We start from the raw sequence: 21,408 nt of genomic DNA, 5'->3' as shown, positions 1-21,408 counted from the left end.
CATCATGTTTCTATTTCGGGTCGCGAGGTGTGGTTCGGACAGCGGCATCGAGCCCGCGGAGGTGCTGGAGCTTCTCCCCAATCTTGCCCTCGAGCCCACGGGAGACCGGCTGGTACCAGTCCATCTCCGGTAGGCCTTCCGGAAAGTAGTTCTCCCCTGCCGCGTAGGCGTCCGGCTCGTCGTGCGCGTACCGATAGCCCTTGTTGTGACCAAGCTGCGCCATCAGCTCTGTGGGCGCATTGCGCAGGTGCATGGGGACAGGCCTATTCGAATCCGTTCGCACGAACGCCCTGGCACGGTTCCAAGCCTTGTACACAGCGTTCGACTTCGGCGCCATCGCGATGTACACGGCCGCCTGTGCGAGGGCCAAGTCGCCCTCGGGCGAGCCGAGGCGCTCGTAGGATTCAGCAGCGTTCAGGGCTAGTTGCAGAGCCCGAGGGTCTGCGTTGCCAACCTCCTCGCTTGCCATGCGAACAAGGCGTCGTGCCACATAGCGCGCGTCAGCGCCGCCGTCCAGCATGCGTGCCAGCCAATAGAGCGCGGCATTGGGGCTTGAGCCCCGGATGGACTTGTGAAGCGCCGACACGGTGTCGTACAGGTCATCGCCGAACTTGTCGAACCGGCGCAGCGCTGCCGGGGAGGCCTCGCGCACGAATGGTTCTGTGACTTTGGTCACCCTGGCGGCCTTTGCCGCGGTGCTGAGCTGCTCTAGCAAATTGAGGAAGCGGCGGGCATCCCCGTCAGCGAAGCCGATGGCAGCAGCGAGCGCGCCATCGTCGAACTCGAGGCCTCCGAGGGAGGGCTGCGCGCGCTTGAACAGCGCCGCCAGCTCGTCGTCGCTCAGGGACTGCAAAACGTAGACGTGCGCACGGGAGAGCAGAGCGGAATTGACCTCAAAAGATGGGTTCTCAGTCGTGGCTCCCAAGAAAACGAAGGTTCCTGCCTCGACGAATGGGAGGAGTGCGTCTTGCTGGGCCTTGTTGAAGCGATGAATCTCGTCGATGAAAAGGATGGTCTTGCGGCCACGGTGATTCAAGGCCTGCTCAGCACGCTCGACCGCCGCGCGAATCTCCTTCACGCCGGCCATGACCGCTGACAGCGCAATGAACTCGCAGTCCATGACCCGGGCAGTCAGGCGCGCTAAAGTCGTCTTGCCGACACCTGGGGGACCCCAAAGGATGAAGGAGTGCAGGGTTCGGGCCTCGAAGGCCAGGCGCAAGGGCTTGCCCTGCCCCACGAGGTGCTGCTGACCCACGACGTCATCCAAACAAGTCGGGCGAAGCAGCTCCGCAAGGGGAGGAGTTGGGGCGGTGGAGAAGAGGTCCGACATCCAACTTGTAGCGCATGCTGGTTATCTCCGGCGCCCACCTATAGCTGCATGGTCGCCACGGCAGTACCATCCCGAGCATCTTGGGTGCTACAGGGAGGCTAGGACAACGAATGGAATCAACAATGCCTGAAGAAATCAAAAATATCCCCGACTTCCTCGACCCGCACGCTGAAGAGCTGATTGCACGTGCAGGCTGGATGGTCCAGGGCGTCTTCCCGACAGAGGAGCATCCCGGCCCGTTCTTCTCGTACACCATCGGTCTTCACCAGCGAGGGCTTTCTGAACTCATCGTGATGGGGCTTCCCCTCGAGTACGGCCACCAGCTGCTGAACGACATCGCACGTTGGCAGCAAGAGGAACCGGTCGACGCGACACGACAAATCGGCAAGCACACGCTCGGCAGATGGCCCATGCCCTTTCACTTGGTGCCGGTGGCGCCCGAGCAGGTGAGCGACATGGTCGGACGGGCGATTCATCGCAGTCGCGGTCAGGCCAGCTTCAGCCAGGTGGCGCTGCCTGACCGTAAGGGCCACTTTCCGTGGGAGCCGGAGTGTGAAGAAGGCTGGAAACAGCATCAGCACATCCGGCGAGCCGTGCACTGAGCCAAGTCTATCGATTCAGTACTTCAGACCGTCGGCACGCCCGGCGGTCTTTCCTTTTCGCGTGCTGGTCGCGCAGGACCGCCCGACGTAAGGCAAGCCTTCGGCCATTCCCCTGCGGCTGAGCGGCAATAGCCCTTCGGAGCCCATTTCGGCGCACCTGCAACGCGGCAAAGTCGAGCAGACGGTTATACGGTGCAGGACCACTCGAAATGACGAAATGACACTCACCGCTCCCTCTCTGCTCCTTCTTGCACTGGCCTTTGCGGGCATCGCCTTTCTTGGCGAGTACGTGGCGCTGGCTCAAATGCGGCGTTGCGCCTTCAGCTCCGTCCCGCTCGTGCGTACAGCACGCCGCGCGCTGTACCCAGCTCTGCTGGCTTGCGCTGGCTTCTTGCTCTACGCAGGTTCAGTCAACTTCCGGCTGACTGTTGTCTCAATGGCCATCGGAACGTTCGTGGGCTGCATCATTGCCCTTCCCTCGTTGTCGCGGGGCTTGCTGTATCAGCCGACGATGCGCCTCATCGCGCCTGTGATGCTGGTCTTCGTCGTGGGCAGCCATATCGATGGGGTAGGCGCGGCCCCGACGCTGGAACTGGGCTTGCTCCCAGCCCTATCGACCCTGCTGGTGTGCGGCCTGCTCTGGCTCATCGCGGAATACCGGCATCACCAGGACATGGAGCGCCTTCGGGACTGAAATCTCCGACCTCCGACGACGCCACTTCCATTCTGAAGCCGCCCTTCCCCGGGCGGCTATTCTTTTGGGCTACCGGGTACGCACCAGTGGCCCGGGAGCAGGTAAATCGCACGTCGCCATCGCTATACGTCGCATCAAGCAACCCAAGGAGGTGACCATGCGCAAGCAAAACGGCGGCGGCAGCGGCTGCTAGGCCAAACCCAACTCCATCGCCCCTTCACGGGCTCAACTGCATATTAAGGAGGTCTCGATGCGCAAGCTGCACGACGGTGACGGATTCGCATGAATCCGCGCCACCTGCCCTGCAACCAACCAAGGAGTGCTTCATGCGAACTGAAGGCTACGGCCTAGGCTGATTCCAAGCCCCCGCTATCCGGCGGGGGTTTCTTCTTGCCGGGAGCCCCTAGCTTTGGCCCTATCAGGCCTATACGGGACTGCTAGGCACGGGCGGCGCGCATCAGGCATCGCTAGACGAATCAGACCATTGACCACAAAGGACCTGAAGCATGACCATCAACTCCTGGACCAACCTGCCCGACCCCTGCGAAGCGCCGCCGGCCGCGGTGAGCTACCGCACCTTGTTTGACGTAACTGGCGACGAGAAGGATAAGGACACACTCCTTGTGCCGCGCGAGGAGCTGCCGCCGTCGCCTGTCCTTGCCCGTGACGCTGTGCTTGAAGAAGCCGGGGCGCTCTGTGACCAGGTTGCGCTGGAGTACGGAGGCGTCGCGAGGAGCAAGTTCGCCACGGAGTTCGGCAAGCAAATCCACCAAGCCATGGCGAACGGCGCGCACAACGCAGGCACCCGTATTCGCGCGGCGCTCTCGACTGCCCCCAAAGCCTCACCCTCGGACGAGCCCGAGTTCATTGAAATCGGCTAGCGCTTGATTTCCGGTCCCCTGCCTGCGCGAGCCGCAGCGGGGGATTTCTTCTCGCCTTTGCGGACCGTCCCAGCTCGGGCGTCAGCCGTTGCCTAGACGAGGAAGACCCCCTCAAGACAAAGACACACATGACCACGAAAGCCACCCTGTTGCGGCGCATTGACGCATTCCTCAAGACCAAGAAGAAGTCCGATGGCGGCTTTGCTCCCGTGGACCCGAAGGAGATGGAGGACCTGTACGCCATCGTGCGGGGCCTCATCGAAGTCAAGTACGAAGAGGACCCCGACGGTGACGTTCCCGTCGAAGTCATCCTGACCGACCGCACGCGCTTCGAGCGACCGTTGCACTTTCCGGTGCAGTACGCGCACAAGCCGGTTGATGGCAAGAGCGAGTTCGACCTGCACCTGACCGCGGCATCCTCGTATGGCGCCCTCTCGAAATGGGCAGGCGAAAATGCAAGCCGGCACCTGGATGCGGTGAAGTCAACGATACGCGATGCGACCGAGAAGCATCGACCCCTTGTTGTGCAGGGCGTGCGCTACCTGGCCAAGCAACAAGCCCCTGTGTCGGCCGTCGATGTAATCGACGTGATGACCAAAGAAGCCGTGAAGGCGTACAAGCGCAACCCCTGCCCGGTCGACTACAAAGACCGCAACCGCTGGGCGGACGCCTTGGCGAGCGCTGGAACCAAGAAGCTGGGCATCAAGCTGCACGCGGGTTCCTGCATGCATACGACAGGCGGTGTTCGCATGTACTTCGAAGTCCCCTCGCTGGACACCACAGTCCGCGTCGAGACCGGCAGCAATCCGGAGTTCAAGCCGGCTGCCAAGAAGCCCTCCAGCCAAGACTGATTTCAACCTCCCCTCCTTCTAGCTCCCTCGGCAATGCCCTGGGAGCTTTTTCCCGCTTGACCGCGGCGTGTTCGCTAGACGAAGGAGGTAAACAAACTTCAAGGGCACCCAATGACTACTCTCGCATTCCAAATCTTCGACTGCCTCCGCGGTCACACGATAGAGCCTTTCGAATACAAACCCGGACGCCACGGCCGCCGCGGAATTGGCCTCAGGCTCGAGCCTCAGGATGCCGAGGCCTCCCCGGGCGCGCGTGCATTGCACCACGCGTGCTTCGACTACTGGCAATACTGGCGCGGGACTTCGCAGGCGCTTCTAGTCGACAGCCTGACCGCCGACCAGCGCTACCGATGGAAGGGCGACCTGACTCGCATCTACGCCAAGCTGGAGATGGCCCGCGGTGAGCTTCGGCAGGCCACGGGCGAACCCGCAACTCCGTGGATTCGGGCGCTTCTCGCGCTTCCCGCTGGCATGGACCTCGGCAGTCAGCGCGTGCTGCTGCGTGGGCCGTTGCGAGACCGGGCCGCCCAGCACCAGCGCGAAAGTGGAAAAATCGTCCTGACGGCGGAGCCTGAGGACCATCGGCGAGGCTTTGACCTGGCCTTCCGCCTTTCAGAAGGCAATCTGGTGCACACGGGCAAGATGTCGCTCTCCAAGGGAGCGACTGAGGTGCCGCCGAAGACCTTGGGCGATGACCTTGACCGAATCATCCGCCTACGCCGAGAAGGTATTCGCGGCATCGACCACCTGATGGCGCAGTACCTGGCTGGTGAAATCTTCCCCAGCGCAATGCGTGAGGAGCAAGACCGGAGAGACGCAGCGGCCCTGGCACATCGACTGGTGCGCGGGCTGAGCATGCGGGACAAGGCCTTGCTGAAGGGCCAGATTCATTTGCTGAGCGACCTGCTCTGATTTCCCTAAAACGGACGCGCCTAACCGCCGTCCGTTTTCTTGCGCGAGTCACCCTAAAACGGTTCTAGCTCGAAAGCTTTATAGCTGCTATAATGATGGCTTTTAGGGCTCTTAGGCACGCGAACCCGCGAGCCTGGAACGGGTACCCACGGGCACCCAACGAGCTCCATTCAAACAACAAATTCAGGATGTGACTATGCCCGCTACCCAAGAACTGGCAAGAAAAGCTGCAGTGGACGACCACATCACGAAGGAAGTCGAACTCCTGATTCAGCGTTGCACGGCAGCTGGGATTTCCGCCGGCGAGGCACATGCCTCGCTGTGCTACCGCGTCTTTCGAATGAACATCGAGGCGGGCGCCGCCGAGGAAGCAGCGCGCGAGGGTCCGTTGAATCGACTCTTGCAGGACGCCTACGACTACCTGATGGCGGGCAAGAAGAAGCTTCACCTCGAGACGTGCGAGGCGTGGCTGCTCGCAAAATTCGGCGCCCGCATTGGCGATGTCGTTGAGATTAACCGGGACACCTGGGAGGAGCCGCGCCAGGTACTGGTGGACCGCTTTCGCATCCTGTGGATGAAGTACGACGGCCTGCAGACGGGCTATATGTGGTTTCAGGGGCCGTGTTCGGCGACTCCCGCTTTCATGCCTAGAAAGGAATCGGGCGAGCAGGGCGTCTCCGTGTTGACTCCGATTGAGGTCGTGAGCCCCAGCGCACGGATGCGCAACTTGTACCCGGACCGCTTCGCCCCTCGGATACGCCTGGACGACTGAACGGATTCCACCGCCAATAACAGATGAGCGCCCTTACGGCGCGCCTCATTTTCAATTTCTTGAGTTTCCATGAGAGAGCAACCAGCACGCCCGCACGTCTACCTGGCCGGGCCTGACGTCTTCTTCCCCGAGCGCGCCGAGATTTTCAAGGCGCTGAAGGCCCATTGCGAGCAGCTCGGGATGGTTGCCCTAGTGCCGTCCGATGGCGGCCTGCCGGACGGGTTCGGGGGCACCGAGGATGAAATCGCCCAGCGAATCTACGACGCGAACATCGAGCTCATCCAGCGCGCGGACGGCATTGCAGCCAACCTGGTGAACTTTCGGGGGACCGAACCGGATTCCGGAACCGTCTATGAGGTGGGCTTCGCTGTGGCGCTCAAGAAGCCGGTCGTTGCCTACGGCGTCCCTGCCGGCACTTACGCATCCCGAGTAGCCGCCACTCTTCCCTGCGAATCGGACGGCCGCGGTGGCCAGTGCGAAACCGCCACGAAGGTTCACGTCGAAGGCCTCGGGCAGCGCCTCAACCTCATGCTGTCGCGTTCCGCCGAGATTGCGCCGTCTGCGCGCGCAGCTCTAGACCGAATTGCCAGCCACTTCCAGCAGGTTGGGCTGCTTCAGGCCCAATAGATAAAGCTCGCTGGGTAGTTCAGTACCCCTTGTGGCGCTTAGTGAGTAATCGCAGTTGCATTCCGCGCGGAGAACGCCAGAAGCATCGCCCCGACGGCTTGAAAGCCGGCGGGGCGAAATAATCAGGCGGGGAAATCCGGCATTGGGCAGGGCGCTACATAGCGCCAGTAGTCGGAGTTCAGGTACAAGCCTGTTCCGACGTTGCCGGAATGGCTCCATTTGCGCGCCCCCGGATTCCATTGCGCAACGACCAAGCCGAAGGAATGGCCGTCCATGTCTTTGACCTCCAGCCAGTGATGCTCGGCGGTCTTCAAGTTCGGCGGAACGGGTTGCTGGGCTTTGCGAGCCGCGAGGTCGATTCGGGGGTGCAGCATGATTGAGGGGGTGAGTTGGCCTCCTTCGTGTAGCACCAAGGCGGGCCGCGCCCTCTGGGGGCGCCGCACACAGAAACAGGGCACATGTCCAACTTTCCCGTAGCTCAGACACACGAAAGTGAGACCCTTGCTCCTCGGCTGGAAGGCTCCGGCCAAACCCGACTCGCCTGGAGGGGCTGCTGTACGCGCCTGAAAAGGCGCGTAAACTGGACGTCCATACAGTACCGGAGCCCGTCATGGCCGCCCTTCTGGAATGGGCCGACGATGACGACGCGCCGGCCCTGCCGTCCCGCCGCGTCAAGCCCGTCCTGAAGCCGGGCGAGTTGCCCGCCTCCGTCGAGGCTGCCCTATGGCGCGGCGACCAGCTTGGCTCGCCTGTCACCAAGGTGGTTCCCACCGGCTTCGCCGCACTCGATGCAGAGTTGCCGGGCGGGGGTTGGCCGGCCCGCTCCCTGACCGAACTGCTCCAGGCCCAGCCGACCGTGCTCGAGTGGCGCCTGCTTGCCCCGGCAATGCGCCAGGTTGTGGCTGATGGCAAGGATATCGTCATCGTGGGACCGCCGAAGGCTCCCCACCTGCCAGGCCTGCGCGATGAGGGCATCGATGAGCGCCGAATGGTCTGGATTCAGGCGGCGACGCCGGCGGAGCGCCTATGGGTCACCGAGCAATTGGTGAAGGCGAACGCAGCCGGAATGCTAGTGGCCTGGCTCCCGCAAGCGCGTCAGGAGCAGATTCGACGGCTTCAGGTGTGCGCCCAGGGATGCGACAGCCCAGTGGTCCTGTGCCGGCCCGCCGCGGCCCAGCACGAGCCCTCCGCGGCGCCGCTGCGCCTGCAGGTGAGCTATGGCGTCGACTGGGAGCTTCAGGTGCACCTGCTGAAGCGCAAAGGCAGCACCCATGACGGCGTGCTGCACCTGCCGTCAATTCCCCGCGGCCTGGCGCCGCTCATCACGCCCCGGCTGTCGAAGCCGAGCGTGCTCCTCGCCGCGCGCAAGCCTCGCGTGACCGCTGGAGAACCATCAGATGCTCTGGGCAGCGTTACTTCCCGACAGCCAGCTCTCCGACACCCAGCGCACTGAAGCAATCCGTGGCCTGGCGGTCTGGTGCCTCCAGTTCACCCCGCGCGTCAGCATCATCGATGCGGCTTCCGCTTCTGCTGCGGTGGTGATGGAGCTGGAGGCGAGCGTGCGCCTGTTTGGCGGCAAGCGGAAGCTCGTCGAGCGGGTGAAAACCGAGGCGGAAGAGATGGGGGTGGGTCAGCTTGCCTGGGCCCCGACCAGTCTCGCCGCGGTGGCGGTCGCGCGCACGGGTCAATCGAACGGGTTTTCCAAACCCCTCCAGGCCCTGCTGGACGCCCTCCCCGTCGAAGTTCTGGCTTCCGCCGCGGCGCATGCCGCCATCCTTGAACGCATCGGATGCCAGACCCTCGGCCAAGTGCGCGCCCTCCCCCGTGGCGGGCTGAGCCGGCGCTTTGACAAGGAACTGTTGGGGGCTTTGGACCAGGCCTATGGCCTCAAGCCGGAGGCGCATGCCTGGGTGCAACTTCCCGACACCTTTGCTGCCAAGCTCGAGCTGATGTCTCGCATCGAGATGGCGCCGGCGCTTCTCTTTGGCGCCCGTCGGCTCCTGCTCCAGCTGTGCGCCTGGTTGGCCGCAAGGCGGTCCGGGACGACAGCTTTCACGCTGAAGTGGTGTCACGACGCGATGCGCGCCAAGGCAGCCGGAGATGGCGGCGAACTGTCGGTTCGTACAGCGGAGCCAACGCGCAACATCGAGCACTTGAGCCGATTGCTGGCCGAGAACCTGGCCAAGGTCGAGCTGCTGGCGCCCGTGGGGGACCTCGCACTGGTGGCAGACGACGTTCGCCCGCTCGAAGAAAACAGTTTTTCGCTGCTGCCTGAGACGCTACCGGACGGCGAAGGCCTGGCATTGGTGCTGGAGCGCATCGCCGCGCGGCTGGGGCCAGAGCGGGTCTTGCGACCTGTCATCCTGGAGGACCACCGGCCGGAATGGATGTGCCATTGGCAGCCTGCTCCGGACAAGCGCCCAAGGCAGGTGGCGCGCCTACTCGACTGCCCTCAGCCCACCTTCATCCTGCCCAAACCACTGCGCCTGGCCTCCCGTGAGTCACAACCCCTGTACCAAGGCCCCCTTAAGTTCTTGATAGGCCCGCATCGCATCGAGCATGGTTGGTTCGACCGGGTCGGTGAGAGCTTGACTGACCAGGCGTCGCCAGGAAAGGCCGCCACCTCCGACCAGGTCGAAACACGTCACGTTGCGCGTGACTATTTCGTCGCGCTGAGTGAGCATGCTGGCTTGCTATGGGTGTACCAAACCCGCCTTGCGAGCGAAGAAAGCGCATGGTTCCTCCATGGCGTATTCGCTTAATCGGGCGCACGACCCACCCGTTGCGAGATGCATCCGAGCTCAAAAGAAAGCCCCTACTCGAGGGGCTTGGAAGGAGTTCATCGGGTGCGCAGCAATGCGCGGACCCCGGGGTGTACGAGTCCTGGGGCGCTGCGGCAACTCGGCGTGGAGGTGCGGGGTTGAGGTACCCGCTGTGTTCCGACCCTGCGCCAAGCAGGCGGAGCACTCCATAGGTTTACGGGTCCGAAAGTCAATGCCGGCCATGAAACCGTCGGGGCGGAAGTAAGAGGCATGGATATTTCCTAGAGGGGGCACATGTCCTGTATAGAAAGTCGCGTCGCGACGCGTCGGGCCGCAGGCCCGAGCGGTGGCCCCGGCAGCGTCCCGAAGGTCCAAGGAAAAGCCGCCCTAGAGAGGGCGGCCGAAATGGTTACAGCAGCGGGATGTCGATGCCTTTGCTCTTCAGGAGCTCGTGGAAAAGTTCCGCCTCGATGGCCACCGCCAAATCATCGTCGAGGTTCGGCAGCAGCTGTGGTTCACCGACCGGCTTGCCTTCGACGGTGTAAACCTCGAGCCGCAGCGTGTTGGCGGCAGCCATGAAGCCCGCTGCTATCGGGTCCTCGGGGTAGGCAATTCGGATGCGGAAGTCGGGCAGGCCAGTCGAGCGCCGAACCGCGGCTTGCACCTCGGGAGAGCGGAGGACGAATCGATGCAGGCCGTCGTTAGGGGTCTGCGCCCCGCCCCCTCGGCACAGTCGGGCCAGGGTTCCGGTTGACTGCAAAGCACTGAACAAAGAGAAGTTCTTGACACTGAAGAGATGACTCATGGGGTTCCTGAAAGATGGACGTTGCCTGCCGGCCTATAGCCATGCGCTGTTCATCGGCCGAAGAAGCGAACCTCCTCAGCCGCGACATACCGTGCAGGCCGCGCTTTCAATTCCGAAGCGCCTCGTAGCCTGCTGGCTTGCAGCGGAACGTGCCGCCCTCACCTTTGGTCAGCACCATCGACTTGGTCGCATTACTGTTTATGACGGGGTACCACGCCGAAGTGTCAGCCAAAGCCTCGGGCTTCGGGGAATACGACAACGCCTTCGCACAACCTGAAGAGGTCTGAACATAGATGTCCAACCTCCGGTTGTCGTAGTCGATGGCAATGCCGTATGCCTTGTAGGTCTCCAGTTTCAGTCGAGCGTCGGTGGCGACCGAGTACCCCGCCGGGGTGTTGTAGCCCGCGCTGAACTGGGTCCAGTATCGCGAGGTTCCGCTTTGGTAGTCATAGAACACTCCTGGGGCGAGTGCCAAGGTGTTGGTAGCGCCAGGCGTGCTGCTCCCAATGCCAACTCCCACTTGCATCAGATTCGTCGCGTAGGTGTAGTAGTTGCGCGAGCCGTCGCCATTCGTCGTCGGGTTGACCACAGGCGGTGGCGATGCATCCGTCACCTCGAAGTACCATTTGCCGGCGCGAATCCCGCCGGCTGGCCCGATGCCCACGTAGTTGGGAGAAACAGCTGTGGCAATCAGATTGTCTTGCGAGAGGTTCCACGAGGCCTTGGGACGGAAGCGGGCAAAGCCTTGGCCGTCCGAAGCCACGGAGCCCGTGAGCTGCACGCTCTGCGAGGCGAAGCCGGCCCTGCTGACCGTCAGCGTCGCAGTGTGCCCGCTTGCGCCTGGCGTGCGCGATGGCCGGTACACCACGTTGACTGCCCCAGTGGCGCCGGCCAGCGAAGCGTTCACGGCTGCTGATTGGGCACCCTGCGAATCACTCCACAGGCTGGTACCCTGCGTACCAGCGTTGTCCGTCACGTTCACCACCGACAAGATGGAGAACTGGTCTGCATCCGGCCCACTGAGCTCGACCGTACCCACTTGGAGAGGTGTCGTGCCGGTGGTGCGCCGGATGTACACAGGCAAGGGCGCGGACACTTGTGCCATGCTCGACAGCGAGGCACCAAACTCATAGTCGGCAATGTCGGGACGCGATGACAGCTGCATCTCTGTTTGAGCCGCACCGTTCACGCGGAACGACGTCTGGCCCCCAGGCCCGTCGTGGAAGACGGTCAATGTCGCCGTATGCGCGCCGAGGGTGGTCGGGGCGAAGGTCACGTTGAGGCCGTAGTCACTAAGAACGGCTCCGCCGGCAACGTCAGCGCCGACGTACGGCGCGGCGCCTTCCGTCACGCCTGGCGCGGCGTAGGTGAAGAGCTGCGTCTTCGACGCACCGGTGTGATGGACAGCATAGACCGTCGTGACCGCAAAGGCCGGCGAGCCTTCGACCTTGAAGCCGCTGTAGGTGACGCGTCCGCGGGACCCGGCGACCCGAAGGTTGACAAGCTTCGTGCTGGAACCGAACGCACTGTTGGCAATGCTGGCCTGTGGTGCGAAATCCGGAATGAGTCCGTTGTCAGCAAAGTCCACCGTCGCGAAGACTCCCGTCACGTCACGCTCGCCCGCCCCGGAGAGGTCCAAAGTCAAGGGCGACGTGTTAGCCCCATTGTGGTCGATGAGCAATTGCGCGGCGTGTGCCCCTGCTTTGGTTGGCTTGAACTGCAGCCGCACGTTCAGATTGGTGCTGACGTTGTTCTGCTTCAGCGAGGTGGGCGAAACATCCTGGCCTGTGTTTTCTGCACTCGAGTAGTTTGTCCAGGTCGCGAACGTGAATGCAGATGCATCTGCGCCGACGATGCGCATGCGTGGCACGCTCGCGTAGCCGACCTTGTTGGTGTTCACGAGGTAGAGGTCCTTCAGCACCGTGCCTGCTGCCGCACCGGTCGGGCCGTTGTAAGTCGCGACCCCCATGTCGCCCGATGCAGCCGTAGGCTTCGAAACATTGGTACCAGAGAACTGCACGATGGGCTTAATGCTGCTGCCAGAGAGAAGGAACTCGGTCTTACCCCCTGGGCCCGTATGGAAAACCGTGACTTTGGCTGTCTCAGTGCCAACTTCGGTGGGCGCGTAACGCACCGTGATGCCCAGGTCCGTGACGGCTCCGGACTTGCTGATATCCTCGCCCGCCCACGAGAACGCATCTTCACGAACGACATCAGGGTTGTAGTTCTTGACGATGCCGCCATAGCTGGTCGTGCCCTTGGGGTACTTGTTCAACGAGCTAGTCACCCCAAAGCTTGGAGAGCCCTCAACCTTGAAGCCCGTGTAGGTCACTTGGCCCTTCGTTCCAGTGACGCGGAGATAGATGAGCTTGCTCGCCGTGGTTCCAGCAACTGTCACAGGGTACGGCGCCGGGGCTTGGACGGAAGTGGCGAGGTCGCTCACCGTGACGTTAACATCGCTCGCCGCCGTGCCGGAAATTGGCAGGACCAGGGGATTCGTGTTGCCCCCGTTGTGGTAAATGGCGACCTGCGCGGTGTGCACGCCCATGTGTGCAGGGAGGAACGTCACCTTGAAGTGAGGCCCTGTGCTGGTGGTCTGGACCATGCCTATCGGGGTTACGTCGTTCGCAGCCGGAGCCGTCCCCTGGCCTGTCCAACTCGTGAACTGGAAGCTGCTCGCATCGGGGCCGGTGATGACCATGCGGTTCACCCGCAGGCTACCGACGCCGGCGGTGTTCACCACGTAGTTCGTCAGAGTGGTGGGGGTGGGTGACGGATTGCTCGCGTTGTACGACACCACGCCAAAGTCAGAAATTGGTGGCGCGGGATTGGCCGCCAGGGCGCTGGCCGCTGAGAGGGCCGCAATGGGCTGCACGCCATTGCCGGTCAACAAGAACGTCGTCTTGCCGCCAGGCCCGTTGTGGGTCACCGTTACCTTTGCCACTTGCTGGCTAAGGCTGGACGGCTGGAAGGTGAACTTCAAGACTAGGTCCGTGTAGCCGCCAGTAGGAGCGACGTTCGCGCCCACGTAGTTGAATTCGGCACTGGCGACCCGGCTGTAGAACGCCGATGCAACGGCAGCCGTTCCGCCTTGGCGGACCAGGCCGGAACCGGTGAGTGCAATGTCCGTTGTCCCCTCGATTGAGGCACCTGTGTAGGTCACGGCACCCGCGGAACCCGTTGCCCGGAGGTAGAACGACCTTTCGTTCGAGGTGTTGCCAACAAGGGTGTCGGCAAACGGCGTTGGCTCAACGATGGTCGCGCTCGTGCCCTCGGACACGGCGAGCATCACATCACGCGAGGCCGTGCCAGACAAGGGCAGCACAACGGGCGAGATATTCATTCCGTCGTGGTAGACCTCGAGCTTTGCCTCGTGCGCCCCGAGCTTGACGGGGAAGAACTTGACCTTGAACGGCAGAGAAGCCGAAGCGGTGCCCTGGACCATTGCGGCCGGGGAGACATCGGGCGATGGGACGTAGCCCCCCGGCTGATTCGGGTACGACTCGATGGCGAATGCGGACGCATCGGCGCCCGTAATGCGCAGACGCGTCACCCTGAGCAGCCCCAGCGTGTTCCAATTTACCACATTCAGGGTCTTCGAGACGGAACCGTTGCTCGCATCACCGGGGGCGTTGAACCCAGCAACGCCAAGGTCGCCGCTGGCGGGCACATAGGGCGCGGCGGCCGTCGAGGAGAGGGCTGCCGCTGCACGGCGACCTTCACCCGTCAGGGTGTAAGTGGTCTTTCCGCCGGGGCCATCATGAAACACCGTTACCGTTGCCGTTTGCACCCCGGTGGTCGTGGGAGAGAACGCGAGCAGGGCACGCAGGTCGGACAGACCCATCGTGCGGGCGTCAGCGCCCACGAGATTCATGTTCACGTAGCGCGTCGAGGCCGGTTGCGCCTGCAACGCGCTTGAGCTCGTGCTACCCGTGTTCGTGAGACTCACCCCTTTGACCGAGAAGGCCTGCGAGCCGACGATTTGAATCGACTTCCAGGTGACCTGACCGAAGGTGCCGGTGTTGCGGACGTAGGTGTCCAGGGTCGAACTCGCGCCCACGCCCGTGACAGGGAATGGCGGAATGTCCGCGATGAATGGACCGCCCGAGGCCTGAACGGAGACGTCATACGCGCCGGTGCCTGTCAAGTTCACGACGGCTGGCTGCGCGTTGTCGCCGTTGTGCTCCACAACAAGCTGCGCCTCCTGGGCTCCTGCGCGCATGGGCGAGAAGGCAATTTCGACTAGGAGAGCCTCCGCGACGGACCCTTGGCGCATGTTCGCGGGGCGAACGTCCTGGGCCGGGAGCGTGCCGTCGGCGGTAGCCCGATAGGAGTACCCGGTGATGGCAAAACTCGCGGCGTCGGCGCCGATGATTGAAAGATGTGTTGCTTGCAGACGCTTCCCAGCATTGGAAGTGCTGACCAGGAAGAACTTGCGCTTGAGCGCATCGGACGTGAGCCCTGCGCCGTCGTTGAACGTCAGCGTGCCGAAGTCACCATTGGGTGCGACCACAGGATTTGCGGACGCCGTGCCAGAGAGCGCGGCGTAGCTGAAGTATTCGGCCACGCCGAATAGTGGCAGCTGTGCTCGGCTCCCCCCGTTGTAGTCAATGTTCAACTGAGCATTGAACGTGCCCTTCGCCTTGGGGGCAAAGGTCACCACAACGCCGAGGTGCGGGTACGTGCCCGAACCCGCGTCAACCGTGGCACCGGTGGCCGTGAGGCGGTCGCCCGAGATGCTTGCCCCGCTCGAGCTGTACGAGCCGCTGTTGCTCGACTTGCGGACCTCGGTGATAGCGAACTGCCCCGCATCCGCGCCGGTGATGGTCACGGTAGCCGCGTCAATGCGCGTGCCTGCGGCCTTCAGGACGTTGTTGAGGTAGATGATTTTCTGCTGCGTTCCATTCGCGCCACCCTCTTCGCTCATTGCGATGATGGTCGGATAGTTGCCGCTGACGAGGGCCATGGACCCTGCCGTGCCAGAGAGCGCGTAGTCAGCCTGCACGAAGGAGGCAGACAGGCTGACGGAGACCTGGGTGCCCGTAGGCCCACCCGTGGAGGCGGTGAGGGTGCCGGCGACCGTGCCTTGCGCGGCATTGGAGGCAAGCACCTCGACCGTGCAACTTGCACCGACCGCGAGTGGGGCGGGAAGTGCCGTTGGGCAGGTCCCGTTGGTGCCAATGGAGAACGTTCCGCTCGGTTCGGGGGAGAGGCCCACCAGCTGCGTCGGCAGGTCTCCTGTATTGGTCAATGTGAAGATGCGGCCATAGGTTGCGCCAACTGCGATGTTGCCAAATGCGCCCTGGCCCAGGAGCTTAAGCTTGCCTTGTGGCAGGACATAGGCCAGCCCCTTGGAGAGCGTCCCGTTGCCGACGGCGGTGGTGGCGACCACGTCGACAGTGCCTGCCTCCGGGGAGAGCCGCGCCGGCACGACGACTGTTGCGCTCGAGCCGTCTGCCGAGACGGACGTCACTTGAGCGGCTTGCCCGTCGACCAGGACCTTCATGCCCTCGGCGAAATCTCGGCCCTGCAGGAGGGTGGGCCAGCCGCCGGCGACGGAGCCGGTTGCAGGAGTTGTGCTCGCGATGACAGGGGCACCGGCGTATCGCAGGGCCTGCGGCAGCGTTGCGGTGAGGCCCGCGTCGTTCGTCATCGTGACGTCGACCACGCCAGTCGCGTGGGCAGGGGCCACGACGTCCAGCTGCGTGCTGCCACGTACCTGGATGGTGGATGCAGCAACGTCGCCAAAGAATATCCTTGTCGCGGCGGTGAAGCCTGCACCCAGGACGGAAACGAGAGTGCCGCCGTTGCTGTCGGCAATCGAGGGCGTCACGCGCGTGAGCTTGACCCCTTGGCCCGTGGCGCCGAGCGTCGCCGTCAGCGTCCCTGCGGTGGTCAGGACAGTCAGCGTGCTCGATTGAGGGCCAGCGGTGGTCGGAAAGACATTGAGCGCGATGTCGCAGGCCTCTCCCGCTCGCAGGGGCTGGCTGCATGCGTTGTTTTGCTGAAACCAGGTGTTGTCGGGGATACCGATGGAGTTGACCTTGACCGGGTAGGCTCCGGTGTTCTTCACCTGCACCACGCTCTCAGCGGTTCCGCCGACGTAGACCGTGCCGAAGTCGACGCTCGGTTGGCTCAGTGCGGCCTGCGGCAGCAGGCCTGTACCGGTCAGCGCGACATCCAGCGGGCCGCCGGAATTCGCCGTCTTCAGGCGGAGCGCGCCCGTCAATGCACCGCCAGACGCCGGCGTGAAGGACACGTACAGTGGACAGGATTGACCTGTTGCCAGGGGAGAGACGCAGTCGGACGAGACGCCGAAGCTCTCTGCGCCAGTAGCCATCGAGATGTCGTAGACGTTCAGAGGGCCGGTGCTCTCGTTTGTCAGCATGACGGTCTGGGCAGCGGAGCTTTCGCCAACCACGACCGAGCCGAACGCGAGGCTGTTCGAGTCAACCGATGCACGGGCGGTCGGACCGTTGCCTGTCAGAGGAATCGTCAGCCGATTGCCGGTCTGTGGCACCACCGCGAGGGCTGCCTCGTGAGCACCGCTTGCCTGCGGCGAGAAACGCACCGTGACCGAGCAGGCCTTGTCTTTGCCAAGTTGAGGGCCGCAGTCGCTGGTGAACGAAAAAGCGGTTTTGTTCAGTCCGTCCAGGGCGATGCTGGAGATTCCCACGCCACCCGGGCCCGGGTTGTAAATCGACACGACCTGCGCGGCGTGCTCGCCCATCGCAACTTGGCCAAAGGCCAGCTCGGTGGGCGTCGCGGCGACGCTGCCGAGCAAGCTGAGACCCGCGAGCGCCACCGAATAGGTGGGCATCGTCGGGTCGTTCGACGAAATCACCAACGTGCCCGCTTGTGCTCCTCCGCTGACGGGGTTGAATCCCACTTGGATTTCGCAGGTCGCGGACGGGGCCAGCTCCGGGCCGCACGTGTTCGACTGGGTGAAGGCACCGCTGATGCCGACACCACTCAGGGCCAGGCGAGCGTTGCCGGTGTTTTGGACGGTCACGGTCTGCTGCGGGGCCGTGGCGAGGAAGTCCACGCTCCCAAAGTCCAGCGCCGTGGGGGCGACCGAGATGCGCGGCGTCGGCCCCTGGCCCGTCAGGGCAACGGCAAGGGGCTGCTGATTCTCGGCGCGCAGGTTGAGCTGTGCCGTTACCAGGCCGTCTTTGCCCGCAAGGAATCGTACGGGAAGGTCGCAGTGGGTGCCCGCGGCGATTGGCTCCCGACAATCGGTCTCGCTTGACGTGAAGTTTGTCGGGTCCGTGGAGTCCACGGAGACCAGCGATACTGCTTCAGGCCCGGCGTTGGAGATGCGCAGTGCCGCAGTAGCAGGGCTGGCCGGCGTTGCTGCTCCGAAGGAGAGCGGGTTGGGCGAGGCAGTCAGCACGGCCGCGGGCACATGGTCGACCCCCTTCCCGTAGAGCAGGACCTCGCGCTGGACGCCGCCGGCCGTCGCTACGGTCAATGCCGCAGCATGCGGCTTCAGGGCCTGTGCGGAAAAGGCGACGCTGACAACACAGCTCTCAGAGGAGGCGAGCGTCGCGCCACAGGTCGTCGACGTCGTGAAAGCGGCTGCATCGGCGCCACTCAAGCTTGGCGCGTTGAGTGAGAGCGCTTCGCTGCCGGAATTCGACACCTGGATATCAGCGCTGGAGCCTTGGCCGACTTCGAAGGACCCGAAGTTGAGGTACCGCTTGTCGACGACCAACGCCTGGTCGGCCGTCAACCCCTCCCCGCTCAGGGAAGCCATCTGGACTCCCTGAGGCGAGTAGACGCGAAGGTAACCAGTTTCGCTGGCCGCTGCGGTGGGGGTGTATGTCACGGTTACGGTGCAACTCTCGCCCTTCGGCAGTTTTACGCCACACGTGTTCACCTGAGAGAACCCTGAGCCCTGGATGTTCACGCCAGAAATGAGCGCATTGCCGGCTCCCACGCTGGAGATGGTGATGTCCTCGGGCGCGGAGGACGAACCCATCGAAACCGAGCCGAACGCGAGCCGCGACGGAGTGAATTGCAACTCGCTGCTAAGGCCAACGCCTCTGAGGGACACGGAGGCGGCCGGATTCACCGGGTCATTCGAAACAACGAGCAGCTCGGTTTCTCGAGTGCCACTCCCGTTTGGCGTGAACTGCACGCGCACCGCGCAGGATGCGCCAGGGGCTAACGGCGACCCGCAACTGTTTTCCTGGTTGAACTCCACCGTGCTGGCGAGGCCGACGTTCGTGACCTCGAGCGGCGCGGAGCCGACGTTCGTCACCGTCACCTCTTGATAGTTGGAGGTGTCCCCCTGCGACATCGCCTCGAACTGGAGTGAGCCGGGGGCAACTTCCAGCACGGGTGCAGGCACATGCCCTTTGAGGTGAACGAGCAGGTTCTGCCCGGCCTGGGAGGCGATGACCAGGTCGCCGATGGACCGTTCCACGGAGCTGGCCGTGTATTGCACGGTCAGGTCGCAGTATTCCCCGGCTGCCAGCGGCGCGGTGCAGCCGGTCGTGACCACAAAGTTCGCCGAGTTCGTCGCGTACGTGTGCGTGACCTCCGCGACGTCCGGACCAGCATTCGTCACGCGCACGACGCGGCTCACCGCTGTGCCGAGCGTTGTCGTGCCGAAGTCGACCTCGGACATGTTCGTGCTGAGTTGGCCCTTGGCGGCAGACGAGACGCCCTTGCCAGACAAAGCGACAGTTTTGGTGAGCGTGGTCTGTCCGGCGCCCGTCGGGATGGCCAGTTGAGCGCTGAATGTTCCGACCACGGCAGGCGAGAACGCGAGGGCGAGCTGGCAGGTAGCGTACGCGGGAAGAGTTGCCCCGCAGGTCGAGCTGGACGAAAACAAAGCCGCGTCTGGGCCACCCAAGGTGGGCGAACCCAGCGTGAGCTCCTTGGTTCCGGCGTTGGCCAAGGTGATGGTCTTCGTCGCCGGCGCTTCACCGACAACGACGTCGCCAAGCGAGACGGAGTCGGGGGCTGACAAGCGGCCGTCCACGGCACCTTCGCTGGGGTCCGTGTGGTCGCCGCCGAAGCCGAGCATCCCAACGTCACGGATGCTGCCGTCCCCACTCTTCACGCGGAGCGCGCCCACGCGCTGCCCCATGGCGGTCGGTATGAAGTTCACGGCAACAATACATGCGGCGCCTGGGCTGAGGCTGGTGCTGCAGTTGTGGCTCACCTTGAAGTCGGAACCCCCGTCCAGGAAGTACATCTGGCTGATGATGGCAGGGACATTCCCGACGTTCTTGACTGCAAGCTGCTTGACCGTGCTCGTCGTGCCGAGCTTCCAGGTGCCGAAGTTCCAGCCGTTTTCCGAGATTTCTAGGTCCGTGAGGAGACGTACGGCGTTGCCGATGAGAGAGCCCTCGGCGCGGCTGTTCGAGCCCTGGAGCACCAGGCTTCCGAATTGTGGGCCGGCCTCTTGTGGCATGAAGCTGACCAGCATGGTGCACTCGCCATGTGCCGGCACGGTTGAGCAGGTCTTCTCCACGGCGAAAGGAGCCGTGGCGACCGCGGTCACGTCCGTGGCGGCGCCGCCCCCGTGGTTGACGACCTTGACGGGCAAGGTCCGCATTTGGGTGCGAGCCACGTCCCCAAAATCGGTGAGCTCGGGCTGAATCTCCAGGTCAGCCTGGCCCGTCAGCTTGATGTCGATTGGAATGCGATACCGGAAATCGGACGCGGCTGCGCTGAGCGCGGGCTGGAGGACAATGGTTGCACTGAGGAGCGCGCAGACGAAGCGCTTGAAGGACGGACGCATTTTTCTAGACAGTTCGGACAGCGGCCCCCTGACGGATTCCGGGGGCTTTGGGCCTATAGCCAGGGACCGTCTAGTGCGGGGTTTTAGGCCCCTTCTTTTCAGGCCCATCCGCGGCGCGCAGAGAGGGCACAGCCGCGTCCCTCGTTCGGGGCGGCCTGCGCACGCGCGACGAGCTCTTGGCGAGGAGTTGGCGGCGGTACTGAAGCGCGCGGTGCCAAGACCTCGCCCCACAGGGTGTTAGGGGCCGTTGCGGCGACCTTGGGCCTTCCGGAGGTCGGTGGCCGCCTGTGCCTGAAGTCGGTAGGGGCCTTAGGCGGTCACGATGCGGGAGCGCCGCACGTCCCCGACTTGCGCGCCGCTGACTGGCGCCGTTGAGGGCGTTGCGCGCTTCCAGGCACGACGCGACAGCTCCTTGTTGACAGAGGCGACGTCGCCACTGTCGAGCAAGCCGGTTGTGAACATGGCAACGAGATTGTTGACAAGACTTCTGACCGTGGCAGGCAGGCCCGCGAGGTAGTCCGCTTCGGATTGCGCCGGGGCGTCAATGGGGGTAGCTGGCGCGTAGCGCAGGCCTTCGGGGTCAAGCCAGTCAGCCGGCACGTCAAAGGCCTTTGCAATGCTCTGCAGGCGGTCGCTCGGCAAGCCGCGCACGCCGGATTCTGCGTGGCTGATAGCAGTGCGCAGTCCCTGAAAATCGAGCGGCTCGACCTTCATCGCAAGCTGGTTGCGGGAGACGTCGGAAGCATGACGAAGTGCGCGCAGGCGCATCGATTGAGTCGGCCGCGGGGCCTTTCCCTTGGCGCCAAGAATGAGCCAACTACCCGAAACGCCGAACTCGGTGGCAATACGGAGAATCGTGTCGGGACGAGGGGTGGCGAGGCGCTCTTCCCACCCCTTCAGGACTGTCGCGGTGCTGTGGCCGAGGCGCGTCGCCATCTGCGCCCTGGAAAGGCCGAGCGCTTGCCGAAGGTCTCGCAGGCGGAAATGGATACCAGGCGCGATGTCGTCGAAGGACCATTCCCCTGTGACCTCAGGCAGTGCCGCGGTTTCGACATCGCCAGTGCCCTTGAGCAGAGTGGCCGAGTCCGTGGCGTAGCGGGACGCGAGCTTGTCGAGGTGGTCGAGGTTGACAACGGAGAAGACGCCTCGCTCGAGGCGGGAAACAGCGGCATGGCTGCCCTGATAGCCCAAGACCTCCTCGGCAATTTCGAGCGTGGTTTTGCCAGTCGCTTCGCGCAGCTTTCGCAGACGCGCGCCCAGCTCTAGGCGGTCGGCGAGGTCAAGCTTACGCTTGCGGGAGGTTGCATCGACCTGGTTGGCGGTGGCGGGCATTGGGTCCTCGAAACTACATTGAATTTAATGCGCTGCGGTTGCGGCGCTTGGGGTTATTGTACGACAGTGCTTGAACGAGCACCATC

At 63.6% G+C, this 21,408-nt stretch carries 14 protein-coding genes; 9 read left to right on the top strand and 5 right to left on the bottom strand.

All coding sequences use genetic code 11. The annotated features are described in order from the left end of the window. Positions 1-10 precede the first annotated feature (10 nt). Complete coding sequence (locus WDLP6_RS30035) at positions 11-1,330, bottom strand: replication-associated recombination protein A (protein ID WP_068674058.1); 1,320 nt, start codon at positions 1,328-1,330, stop codon at positions 11-13. A gap of 122 nt (positions 1,331-1,452) precedes the next feature. On the opposite strand from WDLP6_RS30035, the gene WDLP6_RS30030 reads away from it, so the two are divergent. From WDLP6_RS30030 to WDLP6_RS30000, 7 genes are all read left to right on the top strand, one after another. Next, positions 1,453-1,932: a DUF4262 domain-containing protein gene (locus WDLP6_RS30030; protein ID WP_068674060.1), complete on the top strand. Its 480-nt coding sequence runs from the start codon at positions 1,453-1,455 to the stop codon at positions 1,930-1,932. Between the two features lie 217 nt (positions 1,933-2,149). Further along, complete coding sequence (locus WDLP6_RS30025; RefSeq protein ID WP_068674062.1) at positions 2,150-2,626, top strand: hypothetical protein; 477 nt, start codon at positions 2,150-2,152, stop codon at positions 2,624-2,626. Positions 2,627-3,132: 506 nt separating this feature from the next. After that, positions 3,133-3,507 (top strand): hypothetical protein, encoded by a 375-nt coding sequence (locus tag WDLP6_RS30020; RefSeq protein ID WP_068674064.1) that lies wholly within the window; start codon positions 3,133-3,135, stop codon positions 3,505-3,507. Between the two features lie 128 nt (positions 3,508-3,635). Further along, positions 3,636-4,358: a hypothetical protein gene (locus WDLP6_RS30015; protein ID WP_068674066.1), complete on the top strand. Its 723-nt coding sequence runs from the start codon at positions 3,636-3,638 to the stop codon at positions 4,356-4,358. A 111-nt stretch (positions 4,359-4,469) separates the two neighbouring features. After that, positions 4,470-5,270, top strand: a complete 801-nt coding sequence (locus WDLP6_RS30010; RefSeq protein WP_068674068.1) for a hypothetical protein — start codon at positions 4,470-4,472, stop codon at positions 5,268-5,270. Positions 5,271-5,502: 232 nt separating this feature from the next. After that, positions 5,503-6,042, top strand: coding sequence for a hypothetical protein (locus WDLP6_RS30005; RefSeq protein ID WP_068674070.1), 540 nt, complete (start codon positions 5,503-5,505; stop codon positions 6,040-6,042). Positions 6,043-6,111: 69 nt separating this feature from the next. After that, positions 6,112-6,669 (top strand): nucleoside 2-deoxyribosyltransferase, encoded by a 558-nt coding sequence (locus WDLP6_RS30000; protein WP_068674072.1) that lies wholly within the window; start codon positions 6,112-6,114, stop codon positions 6,667-6,669. A gap of 122 nt (positions 6,670-6,791) precedes the next feature. Here WDLP6_RS30000 and WDLP6_RS29995 read toward each other — a convergent pair whose 3' ends face one another. Then, on the bottom strand, positions 6,792-6,983 hold the full coding sequence (locus tag WDLP6_RS29995) for a hypothetical protein (RefSeq protein WP_146039558.1): 192 nt from the start codon (positions 6,981-6,983) through the stop codon (positions 6,792-6,794). Positions 6,984-7,279: 296 nt separating this feature from the next. On the opposite strand from WDLP6_RS29995, the gene imuA reads away from it, so the two are divergent. Together imuA and WDLP6_RS29985 are read left to right on the top strand one after the other, a co-directional pair. Further along, positions 7,280-8,122, top strand: coding sequence for a translesion DNA synthesis-associated protein ImuA (gene imuA / locus WDLP6_RS29990; protein WP_083944143.1), 843 nt, complete (start codon positions 7,280-7,282; stop codon positions 8,120-8,122). Beyond that, the gene (locus WDLP6_RS29985) at positions 8,067-9,431 is read left to right on the top strand and encodes a Y-family DNA polymerase (RefSeq protein WP_068674076.1); all 1,365 of its coding nucleotides are present in this window, start codon (positions 8,067-8,069) and stop codon (positions 9,429-9,431) included. The genes imuA and WDLP6_RS29985 overlap by 56 nt, the downstream gene beginning before the upstream one ends. A 409-nt stretch (positions 9,432-9,840) precedes the next feature. Here the strand turns inward: WDLP6_RS29985 and WDLP6_RS29980 are convergent, their stop codons facing one another. The 3 genes from WDLP6_RS29980 to WDLP6_RS29970 all read right to left on the bottom strand — a co-directional run bounded on the left by WDLP6_RS29980 (position 9,841) and on the right by WDLP6_RS29970 (position 21,322). Next, a complete protein-coding gene (locus WDLP6_RS29980; RefSeq protein WP_146039557.1) occupies positions 9,841-10,236 on the bottom strand; it encodes a hypothetical protein in 396 nt (131 codons plus the stop codon). 106 nt (positions 10,237-10,342) lie between these two features. Further along, positions 10,343-19,990, bottom strand: coding sequence for a choice-of-anchor D domain-containing protein (locus WDLP6_RS29975; protein ID WP_162577721.1), 9,648 nt, complete (start codon positions 19,988-19,990; stop codon positions 10,343-10,345). Positions 19,991-20,299: 309 nt separating this feature from the next. After that, positions 20,300-21,322 carry a helix-turn-helix domain-containing protein gene (locus tag WDLP6_RS29970; protein WP_068674082.1) on the bottom strand — a complete coding sequence of 341 codons (1,023 nt, stop codon included), beginning with the start codon at positions 21,320-21,322 and terminating at the stop codon, positions 20,300-20,302. Positions 21,323-21,408: the final 86 nt, after the last annotated feature.

It is taken from the genome of Variovorax sp. PBL-E5 (genome assembly GCF_901827185.1).
Lineage (GTDB): Bacteria > Pseudomonadota > Gammaproteobacteria > Burkholderiales > Burkholderiaceae_C > Variovorax.
Note: the sequence above shows the minus strand (reverse complement) of the source record. Positions and strands in the feature narration are given on the sequence as shown.